Source organism: Escherichia sp. GZ89 (genome assembly GCF_019366485.1).
Taxonomy (GTDB): Bacteria; Pseudomonadota; Gammaproteobacteria; order Enterobacterales; family Enterobacteriaceae; genus Escherichia; species Escherichia fergusonii.
The window spans coordinates 222,335-243,009 of the sequence record NZ_JAEOHX010000003.1 but is presented as its reverse complement, the minus strand read 5'-3'; the positions used below and the strand labels follow the sequence as shown (position 1 = coordinate 243,009).

The window sequence follows — 20,675 nt, the reverse complement described above, 5'->3', positions numbered from 1 at the left end:
TTGGAGACTATAAAATGCACATATAGGTACGTATCAATGTCGTTTTTAGGGTACGATCATGGCTAGGGGTAGGCGTCTCAAATCCTATTTGGATTATGAAAATGCGCTAGGTGACGGCATAGGAGTGGGCTATGGCCAAAGTTATCAGCCCTGGCTTAGAGCTCAGGACGTTAAATCCCGTGGAAACCGTTCGATAGTCTTTGGCCTTAAGACGTTTCGAAACCATCATCTCCTTTCTTCTGTCGAAAGTAACTTTTTCTATCTGGCTGAGTTTAATGACTCGGTGATTGATATCCGGGAACAATTCCCACTCTTTCCTCTCCGGCTTACCCAACAAATAGCAAATCATCTACATTTTCAACATCCTATGGTGAGGGGAGTAAGAGGAGTACCTGTCGAAGTTCTGAATGTTATGACAACCGATTTTTTACTGACCTTGAGAACTCCTGAAGGCGGACTTCGATACAAAGCTATAGCAGTAAAACATAACGAGAGCATACCTGAACGCGAAGCCCAAAAACTTGAAATAGAGAGGATGTTTTGGCAGTTGATTGATGTTGAGTTTCAAATTTATGTTGGCTCGGAACTCAATAACGTCGTCGGTAAAAACATTTGCTGGGCTACTTCTGTATTAAGAGATGGTTCTGAATTTTATGATAAATATCCTCTTGATAAAATCCTATGGAAGCTTAAACCAGATGTTTATCCCATAGTAGGACTACGTGCAATGATTTCATCAATCTTTGGGGTAGATGCACAAGAAGCGATGATGTTATTGCAGGCAATGATTGGATTAAAAATGATAAATGTTGATTTATCATATCCAATACTCGAAACCGGTCTGATAAAGATAATTTCCAATGACCACTATATAGGACTGAACGCAAATGGATATTATTAGGAATTCAGTCTGGCTCTCTCAAGGCACTGATTTGCTTGCAGAGGGACTTTACCGTGTTTTGGATTTTGACAGAAAGGTCGATTTGTTAATTTTGTTTAAAATAAAATCAGAAAGAACGGGTAAGCCAATCCCTTTCTCATTTTCAATGTTTAAATATTATATTGAATCAAATAGCATAACTTGTAAAGATTATATATATCCTTCATATATGTTAGTAGATGAGAAAGAAATAACAGATAAAGACAGAGGAAGGCGAGATGAAAATTACAATATCATTAAAGATCTTGTAGATGACAGAATGTTTCTGTTCGACTATGCATTACATAAAAAGTCGCACCTTTTAATGGATTACTCCAGAAATAAAAAAATATCACAATATACTATCAGAACGCTTCTGGCGTTGTATTGGCGACATGGGCAGGATATTTATGCATTGCTACCCGCATTCTCGAACTGTGGCGCCGCTGGGAAAAGTAGAATCAAACATGAAATTAAACTTGGGAATTCCAAAAAAAACAGAGCATTACCTAATGAACGATCACGTGTTTTCATTCTTAATGAAAGAGATATAAATAATATTAGAAAATCTCTCATTACGTATCATTATAAAGTTAACGGAGATACGATAAAGAAAACATTAGAGAGACATATTGATTTGTATTTTAGGGATGAAATTAAAACAGCAAACCTAGAAAATAGAGCTCCATATGTTCCTTCTTTAAAACAATTTTCATACTGGAATAAAAAACTCTTCACTAAAGATTTCTCGATAAATAAGAAGAACACGAAAAAAGAAATAGACCTCAAAATGCGGGCGCTTTTAGGTAGTGTGGCTAATACAACTGTTTTGCCGGGTGATGTTTTCGAAATAGACTCAACTGTCGCTGATGTACATCTTATTTCGAGTTTAAACAGACGAAAAGTCATTGGGCGTCCTACTATTTATACAGTGGTGGATCGTGCAACAAGAATGATTGTTGGCCTTCATGTTTCTTTATACCATGCTTCATGGCGAGCCGCCCGACAAGCGTTAGCAAATTGCTTTATGCCAAAAAAAGAATATTGTAGATTATTTGGAATCTCTATTACTGATGATGATTGGCCTTGTTCTCACATTCCATTAACATTGATGTGTGACAACGGGGAGATGATTGGTCTTAAACCTCAGGAAGAGATGACCCCCCTGACAAAACTTGAGTTTGCGCCAGTCGGTAGAGGCGACAGAAAAAGCATTGTTGAACGCTGTTTCGGCATTCTGAATGATGAGGTTATTCATAGGCTTATTGGAACAACACGAAGGGGAAAGATTGTTAAAGGAGAGCCAACACCGCAATCCAGGGCTTGTTTAACGATTCAGGAGGTCACGTCTTTACTGATTCGGGAGATACTTGCACATAATCAGAGAACGTATGAGGAACTGGCTTATATCAATCCCTTACTGATTGAAAATGATCTCGTAATATCACCAAAAAATAGTTGGATGATAAGCTTAAAGCACGGGAGATTCAGCGCAAGAGCCGTTGGGGCCGACGAAGTGATCGCACGATTGTTAATCCCTGTGAACGCTAACATTACCGCCGGTGGGATTCAGTACAATAATCTTTTTTATGAATGTGATCCTGAAATTGCATCAGGTGTCAGAGTATTTGGAAGAACCACTTGTGAAGCAAGAATAGATGACAATTGCGTAGATTATATATATGTAAGATTTGACAAAAATAGCATTTTCAAAAAACATTACCTACTTAAGAAAAGAGATGTATTTAAAGGGAAAGCTCATCTTGATACAGATGTAATGGCTGATTGGGTAGATACTCAAAAAGAAATTAATTTATTTACTCTGGATTCGCTCAGCAATATCAATAATAAAGATGAATTTAACAGGAAAGGTAACGAAAGATTAAATGAAATATACGAATCTCGCCGGGTACATGGTAAAGATATTAAAAAGAACAGGAAAAATGAACTTGATTCATTAGGGCGAACTCATGTTGCTAATGGAAGATCTGAACCCCTACTTCCTTCATCCAGTAATGTTCTGCTTTTGCCTGGCCGGGAGGAGAAACAAAGATGGTTAAAAGGTAAGAAGAAGACTGAGGACGCAGAATAATGAACCTTATACGGCGCGTTTCAGCGATATATAAAGAACAGGAGTTACCTGAGTATCGTGGCAATCCCTTAATTGAAGCACTTCCTGAAGCGCTTACGGAAGATGAAGTACTTCTGGAAATGAGTTATTTCCCCGAAATTGACGAAAAAATCCGCTGGACTGCCCCGGCGAATGTTAGAGAGCAGTATGTCGAACGTATAAAGAAATTCCGTTGCCCTCAAACCAATCTTATCCAGGCTTATAAGATGATCTTACGGGCACTTAGGGAAAGCTATGCAGCTCGTAATCCTTTAAAAAGCGGAACAATTCAATATCTTCATTACTATGGAAATGAGCGTCCTGATATTGAGCCAGAAAGTGGATATTTTAAATCCCAGGCTGAAACTATTACGATAGTTGGAATGAGTGGTTCTGGAAAAACTACCATGATTGAGCAAGTCATGGATCATTTCCCTCAGATTATAGAACACAGCAGCTATAAAGGAGTTTTTCCCGGCTTCAGTAAGCAAATTGTATGGGTAAAGATTAATTGTCCATACAATTCAAGTGTGAGAGACATTTGTGAAGAGATTTTACAAAAATTAGATGATGCAATTGGTATTGAACGAACTACACCTGAGATTAGAAATGGTGCTCTGGCTCGCCAGATTGCACAAAGAATTAAATCATCATTTTTGGGTATCCTTGTTATTGATGAAATGCAGAGGCTTAAATTTTCAAGAACCGGGGGTGAGAGTAAGTTGATTGATTTTTTACATGAAATTGTAGATTCCATGGGGGTATCTATGGTTTTTTGTGGAAATCATCCTTTTGACGAGACGCTGACAAAGAAAATGAGAATTGCCAGGCGGGCAGAGTCTGGTGGTTACATGAAAATTAAGAATGTTAGATACGATTCACAAGACTGGCAATCGTTTATTCATTATTTATGGCCATTACAATGGACAAATGTTGAAACTCCATTAAATGATGAGTTAAACGAAAAATTATTCATTTTATCTAAAGGCAATATTGGATTGGCTCAGATGATTTATCGGGGGGCACAATTAAAGGTTATCGGTAGCGGCAATGAAATCATCACTGGCGCAGTCTTGTCGGCCTCTGTACCGGTACTCGTGAGTCATACGGAGGAATATAAGGATACTCCACTCCCGGGGGCCGCGACTGAAGATGAGGAAGCTAAATGGCTCTCTGCATCTAATGAGGGTGATGCTTCGGCTAAAATCATGGCAGAGAAGTCCCTAAAGTCTTTGATCCCTGGGGATATAGACAGGCCACAGCACAAGGAATTCGTAGGAAAAATAGACGAGGTTTTGCGCAATTTCGACGAGAAAATACTGTCTCTTGACCACGATCTTGTTATCAACAGAACAGCTGAAAAGAAAAATACCTACGATGCTCTTCAGCGTTGCGGGCTTATAAATATAGATCCACTTAATAAATTGTAATGAGGTAACAGTTCGTAACGGTCAAAGAGAGGTGTGGGAAATGAGAATGTTGCCTGTTTTGCCTGATGAATCCTTGTTCAGCCGGTTTTGTCGGACAACTACCGTGTACGGTATGTCCCCATCTTCTCTGTTAACGATCATTTTCAACAAACCTGATATGAACGTCCATCCAATTCTCAATTCAGGATTAAAGGCTATTTCTCTTCATACATCCGAAAGTGCAGATCAGCTCTGGCATGAACAGACTTTACTCCCTCTTTTTGCCTGGGCACTACCAATCAGTCGTAATGAAATTATGGATTTCAACACGACCCCTGCCAGGCTTAATCGATTGTGCCGCCTTAGTAATTTTTCACTAGGGCAGCGCACACTATTGAAGTTTTGCCCGGTTTGCGCTCGTGAAGATACTTTTCATTATGGTGTTACTTATTGGCATCTGGCGCATCAGCTTCATGGGGTTACAACCTGCCATCGGCATCCGGTAGCGCTTGAAAGCATCCATGTCCCTTCTTCACCGCACATACGTATTGGACTGATGCCTCCTGTTTCGTATACAGAACAACTTAGCAATGAGATAGACTTCGATTTTGCTAAGTTTTGTTATGAGTCCCTAAATATAATCAGAAGAAAAGATATTACACACCCCAATTACATGGATGTACTTAAAAAGTTGAATTTATTATCATTGGATGGAAATTTAAAGAAAAATGTATTCTACGCACATGTTTATGCTAAGTGCCAGTTATTTGGGGAGGGTTCATCGGGACTTATACCAACATCCCTAACTGATTATCATTACTGGGAGCCTATACTCAAAGACAAATGTTGTCAGCATCCCACAAAGCATCTTTTGCTTTGTTATTGTTTGTTAAATACTTGCTGGCCAACGTATGCAGGAAGTCGTACTAATAAAAAGAAAGAAATCTTTAAAAGTCATAAGAAATACAGTTTTCATATAGTTGAAAATAATACTAGTGTTAGCAACCTTGGGAAGGAATTTAGTCGCAGCAGATGTTACATTAAAACACTTATTTATAAAAAATACCTGAGGGCGTTTAAGCGAAACACAAAAATTAATATATTCACTGAATTGCTTATCAAGTCTATGGCTGTAAGGGGGTTTAGTCTGGCATCCATAGCTGAGAAAAACTCATTATCGGAAGGAGCTGTATCCTCTGTAATTTCATCTTGTTACGGTTTATGCTCATGGCGTAAAAAATGTAAAAAAGATTCTTTAAGACGGCGTCATAAGCAGAAAATATTAAGATTTATACATAATCAATCCGTTTCTATAACACGAAAGTTAGTCAAAGAAAGTTGTTATGCAAGTTTCTATTGGCTAAATAAACATGAATGTGACTGGCTTAATTCCTGTCTTCCTAAAACAATACGATGCTATAAAAATAAAAGAGTAGACTGGAGCGAGAGAGATATTATCTCATCATCATTAATAAATGATGTTTTATCTCAGGGGCAGTACTCGATGTCACTTACAAGTCTAGATGCTTTACTGGGAGGGCATGGCTGGCTTTTGAAATACAGAGATAAACTACCAATGACAATGATACTTCTCAGAAAAATGGAACTAATTAAATAAGAGGGAGTTATATGGTTTACGAAAATGAATTGTGGCACAGTTTTCTTCTGCGTTCACAGATAATGTATAACTTATCCAATTGCAGGAACATAATATCAAAGCATGGCGCACTAAGGTACGATGCCTTTCCTCGTTTCGAACTGATTGATATGTACAAATTGCATAGCTTGCAGGATATATATGACATTCTTGCCACTAGAAATGGTTATATACTAACTTCCAATATAGTGTCGTTATCTTCTGGTGTTTACGGGTATTTTAACGCTGTTGAAGATGCCTGTCGGAAAAATTTTCACATAACTAATTCATATCCATTGGTAAACATCTCAAACATTCGTTACTGTCACAAATGTATTGTTGAAGATATACACTCTAAAGGCATTGGTTATCTGCGTCATAGATGGTTGTTTGAATCTAAATGTGCAGTTCATAGTACCAGTTTATATGAGGTTTGTTTTGATAACTATTTGAATGCAGTGAAAGGACTTAGTGACTTAATTATAAGTGGAATAAATCCTCATGGTTATTGTTCCCTTGTGGTTGACGTTTCAAACCCTTTCAAAAATCCAGTGTATATATTACCATGTGCACGTAATAAAATTTTAAAATGGATTTCGGACAATAAAAATATGCTGATTTACTTTCTCTTTGATCTCTTCAAATGTAAGTCGCATTCAAGTTTATCTAAGGTTATCGAAGTCAAGATAATGCATGATAGATATATTTCTGCGGTGTTCAAGATGTTAAGTGAAGTTAATTTTTGTAATTTCAACTCATTTATTTCTGATATTTTTGAGGACGTAAGTTATGCCTCTATCGGACTTGATGATTATTCTGTTAATGTGCATTTTCTCAGGCTAAGGGCTGCAGATTGTAAATTTTGCCAGTTGAATGGTAAATATTTTTGCTCACTTTACAATGTAAAACTTCTTCGCTAATTTCACTTCATTTATAAAATACTAAGAAAGCTAGTTAGATAAGGTTTTATATTTTGACTGGGGCAGGAATAAATTATCACTCATAGAGTTTCCCTGGGGGTTACCACCTGTGTATGATGCCGGTTAGCAACAACGTCTAAAAGACCTGCGATCACGTGGGTCCCTCTCCAGCAAAGGGGCAAGGGGTGCTATATAACGGTGTACTGCTTACCCAATACGGCCTTGTATTTGAAAGATGCCGCATCTTGGCAAGATTCGTATTACAGCCTATAGTCTGTTAATGAGCATTACAGCCTATATGCTGTAAATCCCTGCGTTATGCTTGTTAACCCGTCGATACGGAAGGTCACTTATGAACACTCAATACGCTTTGAAGACTTTGAATCAGTTACGTCCTGTTTTAATCGGCTTTCGCAAAGCCAATGGACTGACGCAAAAAGATGTTTCTGAACGTTTGGGTATAACACAGCAAACTTATGCCCGACTAGAGGCCAACCCTGCAAGTGCGGGTTTTGAGCGTTTGTTTAGGGTGTTCAGCGTCCTTGGAGTGGAGATCGTACTTTCATCCAGGGAACCATTGTCAGATGCAAAGCCCGAATACGGAGCTATGCACAATTATTCTTCACTTCCAGCCAGGCGGGAGAAATGGTGACGCCTGGCGCTTCCCGGTCTAATTTTTCTTCAACAAGATTAACCCCTTAGCGGCCTGAAGTATCAGGTTGCGATAGAGCCTTTCATTTCTTCTGTTATGTTAAATACACCATTTTGAGCTATTTCGCTCGGCCTTAAATTATCTCTTCATTCTTCAGTGAAAATTTTATGTCGATCACATTATCGATGAATTTAGGAAATAATCCGTAAATGAAAATCTATCTTCTTTTAAATTCATCAGTGTCAGTAGCAAATATTACGCATAAAAGAATGGTTATTATTATCATTTAAATTATAAAGCTCATGAGTCAATTCCAAAAAATATAATAAGCATTGAAATCATTACCCGTGATTCTGGAGTTTTAACTTTGCCATGTAACCAACCACAAGTTAGTTTCCGGTGTTTTGAGGGGCAGTAAAGTTCTGAAAGCGCGACCAGATCATAATCCCGAAATGTCGTTAAGATATTCTGAATAACGGTTATCCCTGCTTGTTGGCAGGCATTTGAAAATATATTTTGTATTCAGGTTGCAGCAAAACGCTTTCTTACACACAGGACTTCATATGCGGCTCAGAAAATTAAAACTGAAAAACTTCAGAGGCTACAGAAACTCTACTGAAATCATTATTGATGAAAGCATGACGGGTATTGTCGGTCGTAATGACTTTGGGAAATCAACGCTTCTGGAAGCGCTGGCTATTTTTTTTGAAACAGAAGGAATGAAGGCTGACAAGAATGACATGAACTGTTTCAGCCTAAGAGAAGGGGACGGCCGTTTTGAAATAGCCTGTGAATTTGATGACCTGCCCGATTTTATCATGATCGACGACAGGGTGCAGACCACGCTCGCCTCAGAACATCTGCTGAATGAGGACGGCAATTTTGAAATCGTCAAAACGTTTAAAGCAACGACCTCAGGAAAACCGGAGCAGACCTGCATCCGCTGCATCCACCCGGATGAGGAGCCCCTGAGAAATTTACTGGGCATGAAAATTTCTGAGCTCAAGGCGGTGGGAAAAGAAGTTGAAAAAAATGTGGCGGATAAACGCACTGCATCGTTATGGCGTCAGGCCATCAGGGAAGCCGCAGCCCCCTATACCTGTTCGGAAATTATGCTGGATGTCGATAAAGAGTTCGGAACCGACACAAAATCATTATGGGGTAAGATCCTCGATTTGCTGCCCACGTATGCGATTTTCAAAGCCGACAGGGAAAGCAGCGACGGGGATTCCGAAGCTAAAAACCCCTTACAGCAGGCCGTAAAAGACGCTCAGGCTGCGCTGCAGGACAAAATTACAGCGCTGGAAAATGAGATTCAGGACAGCGTCCTGGATGTCGCACAGAGAACGCTGGATAAATTACGTGAAATGGCCCCCGAACTCGCCAGTGAACTGACTCCACGATTTAAGGAGAAACCCAAGTGGACCTTCAATTTCACCCTGGACGGGGAAAATGGCATCCCCATCAATAAGCGCGGCAGCGGGATAAGGAGGCTTATCCTGTTGAATTTTTTTCGGGCTGAGGCTGAAAAGAATGTCGCGGGGACGCCCAGAAATGTGATTTATGCCATAGAGGAGCCTGAAACGTCACAGCATCCGAACTATCAGATGATGCTGATGAAAGCGTTACTGGCACTGGCAGGCCAGCCGCACCGTCAGATTATCGTCACCACCCATGTCCCGGCGCTGGCCGGATTAATCCCTGTCGAAGGCGTACGTTATGTTACCCGAAATGAGGCGGGTGAACCCGTAGTAAAAATGCCGGATGACGCAGTGCTGAAGGAAGCCACTGAAAGCCTGGGGGTGCTGCCAGAGACCGGTATGGAAAGGGCGCAGGGGATTGTTCTGGTAGAGGGAAAGTCGGATGTTACTTTCCTGAGGCATGCGGCCAGTTCATTAAAACAGTCAGGTGCGCTGCCAGCCTCTCTGGAGGACGTGAAAATAGTGCCAGTCCTCATAGGAGGGTGTGGTAGCGTCAAACACTGGGTTACATTGAATCTGGCCAAAGATCTGGGGCTTCCCTGGTGCGTATTTCTGGACTCCGATATTGGGGGAGACCCTGCACAGGTTCTGTCCATCCAGAAGCGTAAAAAAGAAGTAGAGGAGGCCGGTAAGGTATTTTTCGCTACGCGCAAACGTGAGATAGAAAACTATCTGTGCCCGGATCTTATCGAGGAAATTACTGGTGTAGCCGTCACGTTTACGGACACCTGTGACGCTAAAAAAATAATCGGCCGGGCTGTGGGAATGAAACCCGATAATGTACTAGATAAATTCTGGCCTCAGATGACATCAGAAAGAATCATCTCAAGATCAACCTATCATGACGGAACGCAGGAGAGAAGCGAGCTGGTTGAGATCCTGAGCGACATTGTATCCATGACGAGATAATGTATTAAATAAGCATCTCAGGTGCATATATTCCGGTCCTCAACAAAGGACCGGAGTACAGAGTAGTAAAAACCCGCAATTAATCGGGTTTGAATTATATAAAGATTAACCGACTCCCGCGCCCAGGAACGATGTAAAATCACGCTTGTCGTGACATTTCTACAATGTTTACTTTTGACTATCAAGCCATTTATTCATCTGCTCAATTTCACCTTTTTGAGCTTTAATGATGTCCTGCGCGAGCTTTCTCATTTTCGGATCTTTTCCGTATTTGAGCTCGGTCTCAGCCATTGCTATTGCCCCTTCATGGTGCGCTACCATGCCTTTCGCAAAAGCCTTGTCGGGATCGGACTCATTTACGGCAGCCATCATTTTGTCATGCATGTCTTTCATGCCAGCCATATATTCCTGTGACGAAGCCGAGGTAGACATATCAGTCATTTTCATTTCTGAATGTTCTGCTGAAATCGCTGGCAGGGATAACATTAATACTGCAAATAAAGTGTTTCTGGCTTTCATAAAAAATATCCTTTTAGCGTTGATGCCCGTTAACTGTAGCAGAATCTGATAAAAATGCCCCCTGTAGGGGGCAAAGATGTTGCCATATATCCGGTTACGGAAAAATCTATCAAGGAAATAAGGACAGCACAGATACTTCCCTCGCCGTCAGCCTGCACTGAGCATGCGACGATGCGCTTCGGCCATGGCCTGATGTGGGCCAGACTGACCGTTATTCATAAATTCATGGGCAACTGCAGCTCTTTCATGCTCATTCATTGCCGCTAATGACTTCGACGGCCCGGTAGGGGAAACGGTCTGACTTCCCATCATCCTCTGATGACTTTCCACCATTTTCTGGTGCGCATCCGCCGACCCGTTCGTCATGGTTTCATGAGCAATAATGGCCTGTTCATGCTGGTCCATACCGGTCATACGAGGAGCAGTCCCCTGGATCCCGACAGGAGCCGCAGCAGACTGCATCTGGTGAGCAGGAGCCTGTGCATTGTTGACGCGATCATGGATATTCACGGTTTCAGTGGCCCAGGCCGATGAAATTAAACCAAAGCCCAGCAAAGATGCTAATACGATATTTTTCATGATAACTCTCCATTTCTGAATTAGTGATGTCCGGGGAAGTACAACCGGTGTTTTCAGTTCCATAACTGAAACAAGTTCGGCAGCGTTTATTTCTCCGGAAGAGGGCTGGATATTCATTTCCTGGCGTACTCTGACGCCGGGTATTGATGAAGCAATCCAGCCTTCCTGATAAGTTGCACTAATTATATCGAATGGCTTCTGTTTGCTGCATGACAGGCTAATGACATCTTTGTCATTTACATCTTTATTTTCAGCATTGGGTTTCCGGGATCATTTTCTCCAGTCTGGGCACGGATAAGATAAAACGCGTGGAGCGTACGTCTGATTCCACCTGCACTCTTCCGTGATGTGCTTCCACGATTGACTTCACAATCGCAAGGCCGATGCCGCTGCCTTCTCCTTTTCGTTGTCTGGATGGATCCACCCGATAAAAACGGTCAAACAGCCTTGATAAATGTTCTTCAGGGATCGGTTTCCCCGGATTTTCAATCACAAGGTCAAAAAAGCTCTCCTGCTCTCTTATTGAGACGGTGATTGCCTGTCCCTCCGGGGTATAACGCAGGGCATTGGATAACAGATTATTGATCGCCCTTCTGAACATTTGTGGATCTCCCTCAACCAGGCAGGGCATCCCGTTAAATTTGAGCGTGATATTGCGTTCTTCGGCCCAGGCTTCGAAAAACTCGAAGACTTTCATGACTTCCGCTCTGAGGTCAAACATGACCCTGTCAGGTATCAGCTGATTATTATCTGCCTGTGCCAGGAACAGCATATCGCTGACCATTTTGGTCATCCGGTTATACTCTTCAAGACTGGAATAGAGGACATCCTCAAGTTCCCTCTGTGTTCGATCCTGACTCAGTGCGATTTCAGTCTGCGTCACCAGATTGGTGATGGGCGTTCTGATCTCATGCGCGATATCGGCAGAGAAATTGGCCTGGCGGGTAAAGACATCCTCAATCTTTCCAATCATATGATTGAACGAGATAACCAGTTGCTCCAGCTCAATGGGAACGCGTGTCGGTTCCAGTCGCGCATCAAGATTCTCGGAGGTGATGTTTTTAATGGCATTGCTGACATTACGAAGGGGCAGGTGCCCCTGACGGACAGCGATTCGAATGATCAGAACAATCAACAGGCTTATCACGACGGCAATCGCAATCAGGTTCTTTTTCAGCGCATCGAGGTAATGGAGATGGAAATTAATGGATAGGCCAGTCAGCATGACATAGTTCTGCTGTTTGCCCTGAAATATCGCCTGACCAGAGGAGGCGATAATCCTGTATGTTTCCATCTTCATTTCGGACCCGGTATCCATCGGTCCCGCAGGATCCTCCACCGTCCAGAGAAAGACATCCCGTGCGCGGCTGTGCTCGCTAAAATCTGCTGAATTCACTGCCGGGCGTAGTGCCGCCCCCTGAGCTGAGCTAAAGAGCACTTCACCCCTGGGATTGAGGAGCAAAAGGGCAACGTTGCGGTAGCTGGCAATTGATTCCTTTATTTTGCTTATTTTTTTATCATCCGGATCCACCGGGGACTGCAGTATACGGTTCAGTGTGGTGCTGATTTGTTGAAGATCGCTGACATCCTGCTCGGCAAAATGATTTTCAACAGAATGCAGCATAAACCAGGTGAAGGCGATAAAAGCCAGTATCGTGGACAGGCTGATAAAAAAGGTCAGCCGCAGAGCGAGTGAGAAAGGGCGTCTGGAAGGTTTGCTATGCATCCGGGACCTCCAGCATGTAGCCCACGCCCCGGACTGTCTGGATCAGCTTTGTCCCGTAATCGTTGTCTATTTTAGCGCGGAGTCGCTTTACTGCGACATCGATCGCATTAGTGTCGCTGTCAAAATTCATGTCCCAGACCTGAGAGGCAATCAGGGAGCGGGGAAGAACCTCTCCCTGATGGCGAATGAAGAATTCCAGCAGGCTGAACTCTTTACTGGTGAGCACAATGCGGTTTCCGGCGCGACTGACTTTTCTGGATACGAGATCAATCGAGAGGTCAGCCACCTTAAACTGGCTTTCCGTGATCATCGTGTTTCCCCGCCTCAGAAGGGTTCTCACCCGGGCGAGCAGTTCGGCAAACGCAAAGGGTTTAACCAGATAATCGTCCGCACCCAGTTCCAGTCCTTTGACCCTATGTTCGATCGTGCCGAGGGCTGTCAGCAGTAAGACCGGCATACCCTTTCCGGCAGTGCGCAGCATGCGGATGATATCCCAGCCGTTCACATCAGGTAGCATGATATCCAGAATGACTAAATCATACTCGGCTGTCATGGCGAGATGATATCCGGTAAGACCATTATCAGCGTGATCCACTACGAACCCTGCCTCTCTAAGCCCTTTGCTGAGATATTCACCTGTTTTAATTTCGTCTTCGACGATCAATATTTTCATCTTGCTCCCCGGCTGGCTGCTAAGGTCATTCTATTGCGCCCACGATCGTTATCAACGGATTACAGCAAAAATGACAACATTGTCATTATCCTGTCACCCGACAAACAGAGTGCATTCTGTAAAGTAACCCTGGTAATACTCTGGACTTCATTTGAACCATTTACCAGGTCTGCCTGGACGAGAAGCGTTATGTTCAAATTAAAATTACTCAGCATTAGCACGATATTCATCCTGGCCGGTTGTGTCTCTCTGGCACCTGAATATCAGCGCCCGGCAGCACCGGTACCCCAGCAGTTTTCACTGTCCCGAAACAGCCTGACGCCAGCAGTGAATGGTTATCAGGATACGGGCTGGCGTAACTTTTTTGTCGATCCCCAGGTTACACGGCTGATTACTGAAGCCCTGAATAATAACCGCGATTTGAGAATGGCTGCCCTGAAGGTTGAAGAGGCCCGGGCCCAGTTCAACGTCACGGATGCAGATCGTTATCCCCAGCTGAATGCCTCATCCGGGATCACATACAGCGGTGGTCTGAAAGGCGACAAGCCGACCACACAGAAGTACGACGCGGGTCTGAAACTCAGCTATGAGCTCGATTTTTTCGGCAAACTTAAGAACATGAGTGACGCTGATCGCCAGAACTACTTTGCCAGCGAAGAAGCCCGTCGGGCCGTACACATCCTGCTGGTCTCCAGCGTTTCACAAAGTTATTTCAGCCAGCAACTGGCGTACGAACAACTCCGTATTGCGCGGGAAACGCTGAAAAATTATCAACAGTCCTATGCTTTCGTTGAGCAACAGCTCGTGACCGGGAGTACGAACGTTCTGGCTCTTGAACAGGCCAGGGGACAAATCGAAAGTACCCGCGCCGAAATAGCCAAACGAGAAGGCGATCTGGCTAAGGCAAACAATGCCCTGCAACTGGTGCTGGGAACGTACCGCGCACTTCCGTCAGAAAAAGGGATGAAAGGCGGGGAGATCGCACCAGTAAAATTACCACCAAATATGTCTTCACAAATTTTGCTGCAGCGACCGGATATTATGGAAGCGGAATATCAGCTGAAAGCGGCTGATGCCAATATTGGCGCAGCGCGAGCGGCCTTTTTCCCCTCCATTACCCTGACCAGTGGTCTTTCCGCAAGCAGTACGGAGCTGTCCAGCCTGTTTACGTCAGGAAGTGGAATGTGGAATTTTATCCCTAAAATTGAAATTCCTATATTTAATGCTGGCAGGAATAAAGCCAATCTGAAGCTGGCTGAAATTCGCCAGCAACAGTCGGTGGTTAATTACGAACAAAAAATTCAGTCAGCCTTTAAGGATGTTTCCGACACGCTTGCGCTGCGCGACAGCCTTAGCCAGCAACTTGAGTCACAGCAGCGTTATCTTGATTCACTTCAGATAACTCTCCAGCGTGCCAGAGGATTGTATGCAAGTGGTGCTGTCAGTTACATCGAAGTGCTGGATGCAGAACGTTCCCTCTTCGCTACCCAGCAAACCATTCTCGATCTTACCTATTCCCGGCAGGTTAACGAAATTAATCTGTTTACCGCGCTGGGTGGCGGTTGGGTAGAGTAAATTTATTTAATTAATCAGGAAATTAAAATGCGTAATTCACTTAAAGCCGTTTTATTTGGTGCCTTCTCTGTCATGTTTTCTGCCGGTCTTCATGCTGAAACACATCAGCATGGCGATATGAATACTGCCAGTGATGCTTCGGTACAGCAAGTTATCAAGGGCACCGGTGTCGTTAAAGACATTGATATGAATACTAAGAAAATCACCATTTCGCATGAAGCAATTCCAGCGGTGGGCTGGCCTGCAATGACCATGCGCTTTACTTTTGTTAATGCAGACGATGCTATTAATGCCCTGAAAACAGGCAACCATGTCGATTTCTCGTTTATTCAGCAGGGCAATATCTCCTTACTCAAAAGCATTAACGTGACGCAGTCCTGATTGGCTGTCCGGAGCGATTACATCCTGTGCGCCTGTACATTCACATAGGTATATGTGTGAGTTAACCGTCAGGCGCATATGCCAGGTGTTTTGATTTTTTAGCGGAAAATTGTATGGCTTCTTTAAAGATAAAATATGCTGCAATAATTATCAGCAGCCTCATAGCAGGGGGGCTGATATCGGTTACTGCCTGGCAGTATGTAAACTCATCACAAAAAACAGTACAAACCGAACAAAAGGCACCGGAGCGAAAGGTACTTTTCTGGTATGACCCGATGAAACCGGATACCAAATTTGATAAACCCGGAAAATCGCCCTTTATGGATATGGACCTGGTGCCAAAATATGCTGATGACAGTGGCGATAAAAGCAGTGGCGGGATCCGTATCGACCCAACCCAGGTTCAGAATCTGGGATTAAAAACGCAAAAAGTCACGCGAGGAATGCTGAATTATTCTCAGACAATCCCGGCTAATGTCAGCTATAACGAGTATCAGTTTGTTATTGTGCAGGCGCGTTCTGACGGGTTTGTCGAAAAAGTCTACCCCATGACGATTGGCGATCATGTGAAGAAGGGGACGCCACTTATCGATATTACCATTCCGGACTGGGTGGAAGCACAGAGTGAATTCCTTCTGTTATCCAGCACCGGTGGTACTTCCACGCAAATTAAAGGCGTTCTGGAACGGCTTCGCCTGGCAGGTATGCCGGAAGAGGATATTCAGAGACTGCGTTCTACCCGGAGCATTCAGACCCGTTTTACCATTAAAGCACCTATTGATGGTGTCATTACTGCATTTGACCTGCGCACCGGCATGAATATTTCGAAAGATAAGGTGGTGGCTCAGATTCAGGGAATGGACCCGGTCTGGATCAGCGCTGCAGTGCCAGAATCTATCGCCTATCTGCTGAAAGATACGTCGCAGTTTGAAATTTCGGTACCGGCTTATCCGGATAAAACATTCCATGTCGAAAAATGGAATATTCTTCCCAGCGTGGATCAGATAACCCGTACGCTTCAGGTCCGTCTCCAGGTTTCTAATAAGGATGAGTTTCTCAAGCCGGGCATGAATGCCTATCTGAAACTGAATACCAGAAGCCAGGAGATGCTGCTGATACCAAGCCAGGCCGTTATCGATACCGGCAAAGAACAGCGCGTGATTACTGTTGATGATGAAGGCAAGTTTGTGCCGAAACAGATCCACGTTCTGCATGAATCACAGCAACAGTCCGGCATCGGCTCCGGCCTGAATGAAGGCGATACCGTGGTGGTCAGTGGCCTGTTCCTCATTGACTCCGAAGCCAATATTACGGGCGCGCTGGAACGTATGCGCCACCCTGAAAAAACAAAAAGCAGTATGCCAGCAATGTCTGACCAGCCTGTAAATATGCATTCAGGGCACTGAGGAGACGACGATGATTGAATGGATTATCCGGCGCTCTGTCGCCAACCGTTTCCTGGTCATGATGGGGGCCCTGTTTCTCAGCATCTGGGGAACATGGACGATTATTAACACGCCGGTAGATGCCTTGCCTGACCTGTCAGATGTGCAGGTCATTATCAAAACCAGCTATCCCGGCCAGGCCCCGCAGATTGTAGAAAACCAGGTCACCTATCCGCTTACCACCACCATGCTGTCCGTGCCTGGCGCAAAAACCGTGCGTGGTTTTTCACAGTTCGGGGATTCGTATGTGTATGTCATTTTTGAAGACGGCACCGATCTGTACTGGGCGCGCTCTCGCGTGCTGGAGTATCTGAATCAGGTTCAGGGAAAACTGCCTGCTGGTGTGAGTTCTGAAATCGGTCCTGATGCCACGGGTGTGGGCTGGATTTTTGAATATGCCCTTGTCGATCGCAGCGGAAAACACGACCTTTCAGAACTGCGTTCTCTGCAGGACTGGTTCCTGAAGTTTGAGCTGAAAACCATTCCTAATGTCGCTGAAGTTGCATCCGTAGGCGGCGTGGTTAAGCAGTATCAGATCCAGCTTGACCCGGTAAAACTGACGCAGTACGGCATCAGTCTGCCAGAAGTAAAACAAGCTCTTAGCTCATCTAACCAGGAAGCCGGTGGCTCATCTGTTGAAATTGCTGAGTCAGAGTATATGGTCCGGGCCAGCGGTTATCTTCAGACTATTGATGATTTCAAAAATATCGTCCTGAAAACGGGGGAAAATGGAGTACCTGTTTACCTGCGTGATGTTGCCCGCATACAAATGGGACCGGAAATGCGGCGTGGTATCGCTGAGCTTAACGGTCAGGGCGAAGTCGCTGGCGGAGTGGTGATCCTGCGTTCGGGCAAAAATGCACGCGAAGTCATTACGGCGGTGAGGGATAAACTGGACACGCTGAAGGCAAGCCTGCCTGAAGGAGTGGAGATCGTAACGACATACGATCGCAGCCAGTTAATCGATCGTGCGATTGACAACCTCAGTTACAAGCTTCTTGAAGAGTTTATCGTTGTTGCTGTCGTTTGCGCACTGTTCCTCTGGCATGTCCGTTCTGCCCTGGTGGCGATTATTTCTCTGCCACTTGGCCTGTGTATCGCCTTTATCGTCATGCACTTCCAGGGGCTGAATGCCAACATTATGTCGCTGGGAGGGATTGCAATAGCCGTCGGAGCGATGGTGGATGCCGCCATCGTCATGATCGAAAACGCGCATAAACGGCTTGAGGAGTGGGACCATCAGCATCCCGGGGAACAGATTGATAATGCCACCCGCTGGAAGGTTATCACTGACGCCTCCGTTGAAGTGGGTCCAGCGCTGTTTATCAGCCTGCTGATTATCACATTATCGTTCATTCCTATTTTTACCCTGGAAGGGCAGGAAGGGCGTCTGTTTGGTCCGCTGGCCTTTACAAAAACGTATTCCATGGCGGGTGCAGCCATACTGGCAATCATTGTTATCCCTATTCTGATGGGGTTCTGGATCCGCGGGAAAATTCCTGCTGAGACCAGTAACCCACTGAACCGGTTGCTGATTAAAGCGTATCACCCGTTACTGCTCAGGGTACTACACTGGCCAAAAACAACCCTGCTGGTTGCGGCTTTATCCATTTTCACTGTTATCTGGCCACTGAGTCAGGTGGGCGGCGAGTTTTTACCGAAGATTAACGAAGGTGACCTGTTGTATATGCCGTCAACGTTACCTGGCGTGTCTCCTGGAGAAGCTGCTGCGCTCTTACAGACCACGGACAAACTAATCAAAACGGTGCCTGAAGTGGCCTCAGTTTTTGGCAAGACCGGTAAGGCTGAGACCGCCACGGATTCTGCTCCGCTCGAAATGATGGAAACCACCATCCAACTGAAACCTGAGGATCAGTGGCGTCCAGGCATGACGATTGACAAGATTATTGAAGAACTCGACAGGACCGTCCGTTTACCGGGTCTGGCCAACCTCTGGGTACCGCCTATCCGTAACCGTATTGATATGCTCTCAACCGGCATTAAAAGTCCGATAGGTATTAAGGTATCGGGTACTGTTCTGTCGGATATCGATGTAACAGCACAGAGTATCGAAGCAGTCGCTAAAACCGTACCTGGTGTGGTTTCCGCACTGGCTGAACGACTGGAAGGTGGACGTTATATTGATGTGGACATTAACCGGGAAAAAGCTTCCCGGTACGGGATGACTGTGGGCGACGTCCAGCTGTTCGTCTCTTCAGCAATCGGTGGGGCTATGGTGGGTGAGACGGTTGAAGGCGTGGCCCGGTACCCTATTAACATTCGCTATCCGCAGGATTACCGTAACAGTCCGCAGGCGTTGAGAGAGATGCCAATCCTGACCCCAATGAAGCAGCAAATTACGCTGGGCGATGTTGCCGATATTAAGGTCGTTTCCGGACCAACCATGCTGAAAACCGAAAATGCCCGTCCAGCCAGCTGGATTTACATTGACGCGCGCGGCAGGGATATGGTGTCGGTGGTTAATGACATTAAAACGGCGATCAGTCAGAAAGTGAAACTGAGACCGGGTACCAGCGTGTCATTCTCCGGACAGTTTGAACTGCTTGAGCATGCCAACAAGAAACTGAAGCTGATGGTGCCGATGACGGTGATGATCATCTTCATCCTGTTGTATCTGGCATTCCGCCGGGCTGATGAGGCCTTACTTATTCTGATGAGCCTGCCGTTTGCGCTGGTAGGCGGGATATGGTTCCTGTACTGGCAGGGCTTCCATATGTCTGTCGCAACCGGCACCGGGTTTATCGCCCTGGCCGGGGTGGCAGCAGAGTTTGGCGTGGTCATGCTGATGTATCTGCGTCATGCCATTGAAGCGCACCCGGAATTGTCCCGTAAAGAGACGTTCACACCGGAAGGCCTTGATGAAGCCCTCTATCATGGTGCCGTACTGCGTGTCCGGCCGAAAGCCATGACCGTGGCGGTGATCATTGCGGGTCTGCTGCCAATACTCTGGGGAACCGGTGCAGGTTCAGAAGTCATGAGCCGTATCGCGGCACCCATGATTGGTGGGATGATCACGGCTCCGCTGCTGTCCCTGTTCATTATTCCTGCCGCCTACAAATTAATCTGGCTGCGCAGACATAAAAAAAGCGTGTCCTGAACCTGAAAGGGCACCCCCTGTGGGTGTCCTTCTTTACTGATTCACCCTGACGTCAGGGTTTATATCGATAATATACAGAGGTGAGTATGAAAAAAGTGGTTCTAATAGCGCTGGCTCTCGGCCTTTCACTACCCGCGATGGCGAGTGAAAAAGTGATTGATATGTACAAATCTGAAAACTGTGGCTGTTGTTCCCTGTGGGGCAAAGCGATGGAAAAAGACGGGTTTGAAGTACGAACTCACATCATGAATGATCAGGCGCTGTCAGCCCTGAAAGAAAAGCATGCTATTCCTGCAGGACTACGAAGTTGTCATACCGCGGTTGCCGGTAATTTGATCATTGAAGGCCATGTGCCTGCGACAACGATACATAAGGCAATGCAGTCTGGTTCGGGTATATACGGTCTCGCCACCCCCGGTATGCCAGCAGGAAGTCCTGGAATGGAGATGGGAGCCCGAAAAGAGGCTTACGATGTTATCGCATTCTCACCGGATGGAAGTAAAAAAGTCTTCCAGCGAATCGAATAGTCAGCGGAACGGCTGATAACGGGACGCCGGTAGCAGGCACTCCTGTGCCGGCGATATTCGTGGTAATCGCATCCATGACATACCCTGAAGACAGAA

The 20,675-nt window shown here is 45.0% G+C and carries 16 protein-coding genes; 12 read left to right on the top strand and 4 right to left on the bottom strand.

Annotated elements, in window-relative coordinates:
* Positions 1 to 58 precede the first annotated feature (58 nt).
* The 7 genes from K0335_RS07535 (at position 59) to K0335_RS07505 (ending at position 10,036) form a co-directional block, all read left to right on the top strand.
* Positions 59 to 901, top strand: coding sequence for a TnsA endonuclease N-terminal domain-containing protein (locus K0335_RS07535; protein ID WP_000090707.1), 843 nt, complete (start codon positions 59 to 61; stop codon positions 899 to 901).
* Entirely contained in the window at positions 888 to 3,011 is a 2,124-nt protein-coding gene (locus K0335_RS07530) for a transposase (protein ID WP_000351433.1), read from the top strand. The genes K0335_RS07535 and K0335_RS07530 overlap by 14 nt, the downstream gene beginning before the upstream one ends.
* Positions 3,011 to 4,459 carry an ATP-binding protein gene (locus K0335_RS07525; protein WP_058657096.1) on the top strand — a complete coding sequence of 483 codons (1,449 nt, stop codon included), beginning with the start codon at positions 3,011 to 3,013 and terminating at the stop codon, positions 4,457 to 4,459. The genes K0335_RS07530 and K0335_RS07525 overlap by 1 nt, the downstream gene beginning before the upstream one ends.
* Positions 4,460 to 4,499: 40 nt before the next feature.
* Positions 4,500 to 6,056, top strand: a complete 1,557-nt coding sequence (locus K0335_RS07520) for a TnsD family Tn7-like transposition protein (RefSeq protein ID WP_001324699.1) — start codon at positions 4,500 to 4,502, stop codon at positions 6,054 to 6,056.
* Between the two features lie 11 nt (positions 6,057 to 6,067).
* Entirely contained in the window at positions 6,068 to 6,994 is a 927-nt protein-coding gene (locus K0335_RS07515; protein ID WP_000262423.1) for a hypothetical protein, read from the top strand.
* 352 nt (positions 6,995 to 7,346) lie between these two features.
* Positions 7,347 to 7,646 carry a helix-turn-helix transcriptional regulator gene (locus K0335_RS07510; protein ID WP_001097216.1) on the top strand — a complete coding sequence of 100 codons (300 nt, stop codon included), beginning with the start codon at positions 7,347 to 7,349 and terminating at the stop codon, positions 7,644 to 7,646.
* Between the two features lie 563 nt (positions 7,647 to 8,209).
* Positions 8,210 to 10,036 (top strand): AAA family ATPase, encoded by a 1,827-nt coding sequence (locus K0335_RS07505; RefSeq protein WP_001239419.1) that lies wholly within the window; start codon positions 8,210 to 8,212, stop codon positions 10,034 to 10,036.
* 168 nt (positions 10,037 to 10,204) lie between these two features.
* Here the strand turns inward: K0335_RS07505 and K0335_RS07500 are convergent, their stop codons facing one another.
* From K0335_RS07500 to silR, 4 genes are all read right to left on the bottom strand, one after another.
* The gene (locus K0335_RS07500) at positions 10,205 to 10,555 is read right to left on the bottom strand and encodes a DUF305 domain-containing protein (protein WP_000647571.1); all 351 of its coding nucleotides are present in this window, start codon (positions 10,553 to 10,555) and stop codon (positions 10,205 to 10,207) included.
* Positions 10,556 to 10,702: 147 nt separating this feature from the next.
* Positions 10,703 to 11,134 carry a silver-binding protein SilE gene (gene silE, locus K0335_RS07495; RefSeq protein ID WP_032192123.1) on the bottom strand — a complete coding sequence of 144 codons (432 nt, stop codon included), beginning with the start codon at positions 11,132 to 11,134 and terminating at the stop codon, positions 10,703 to 10,705.
* Positions 11,135 to 11,384: 250 nt separating this feature from the next.
* Positions 11,385 to 12,860, bottom strand: coding sequence for a copper/silver sensor histidine kinase SilS (gene silS / locus K0335_RS07490; protein ID WP_000555737.1), 1,476 nt, complete (start codon positions 12,858 to 12,860; stop codon positions 11,385 to 11,387).
* A complete protein-coding gene (gene silR / locus K0335_RS07485; RefSeq protein WP_000697965.1) occupies positions 12,853 to 13,533 on the bottom strand; it encodes a copper/silver response regulator transcription factor SilR in 681 nt (226 codons plus the stop codon). Before silR ends, silS begins: the two co-directional genes overlap by 8 nt.
* Before the next feature lie 189 nt (positions 13,534 to 13,722).
* On the opposite strand from silR, the gene silC reads away from it, so the two are divergent.
* From silC to K0335_RS07460, 5 genes are all read left to right on the top strand, one after another.
* A complete protein-coding gene (gene silC / locus K0335_RS07480; protein ID WP_038988996.1) occupies positions 13,723 to 15,108 on the top strand; it encodes a Cu(+)/Ag(+) efflux RND transporter outer membrane channel SilC in 1,386 nt (461 codons plus the stop codon).
* Positions 15,109 to 15,135: 27 nt separating this feature from the next.
* The gene (cusF, locus tag K0335_RS07475; RefSeq protein WP_001246155.1) at positions 15,136 to 15,489 is read left to right on the top strand and encodes a cation efflux system protein CusF; all 354 of its coding nucleotides are present in this window, start codon (positions 15,136 to 15,138) and stop codon (positions 15,487 to 15,489) included.
* 113 nt (positions 15,490 to 15,602) lie between these two features.
* Positions 15,603 to 16,895, top strand: a complete 1,293-nt coding sequence (silB, locus tag K0335_RS07470; protein ID WP_001398209.1) for a Cu(+)/Ag(+) efflux RND transporter periplasmic adaptor subunit SilB — start codon at positions 15,603 to 15,605, stop codon at positions 16,893 to 16,895.
* 10 nt (positions 16,896 to 16,905) lie between these two features.
* Positions 16,906 to 20,052, top strand: a complete 3,147-nt coding sequence (silA, locus tag K0335_RS07465; protein ID WP_011251357.1) for a Cu(+)/Ag(+) efflux RND transporter permease subunit SilA — start codon at positions 16,906 to 16,908, stop codon at positions 20,050 to 20,052.
* A gap of 86 nt (positions 20,053 to 20,138) precedes the next feature.
* Entirely contained in the window at positions 20,139 to 20,579 is a 441-nt protein-coding gene (locus K0335_RS07460) for a DUF411 domain-containing protein (RefSeq protein WP_000758221.1), read from the top strand.
* Positions 20,580 to 20,675: the final 96 nt, after the last annotated feature.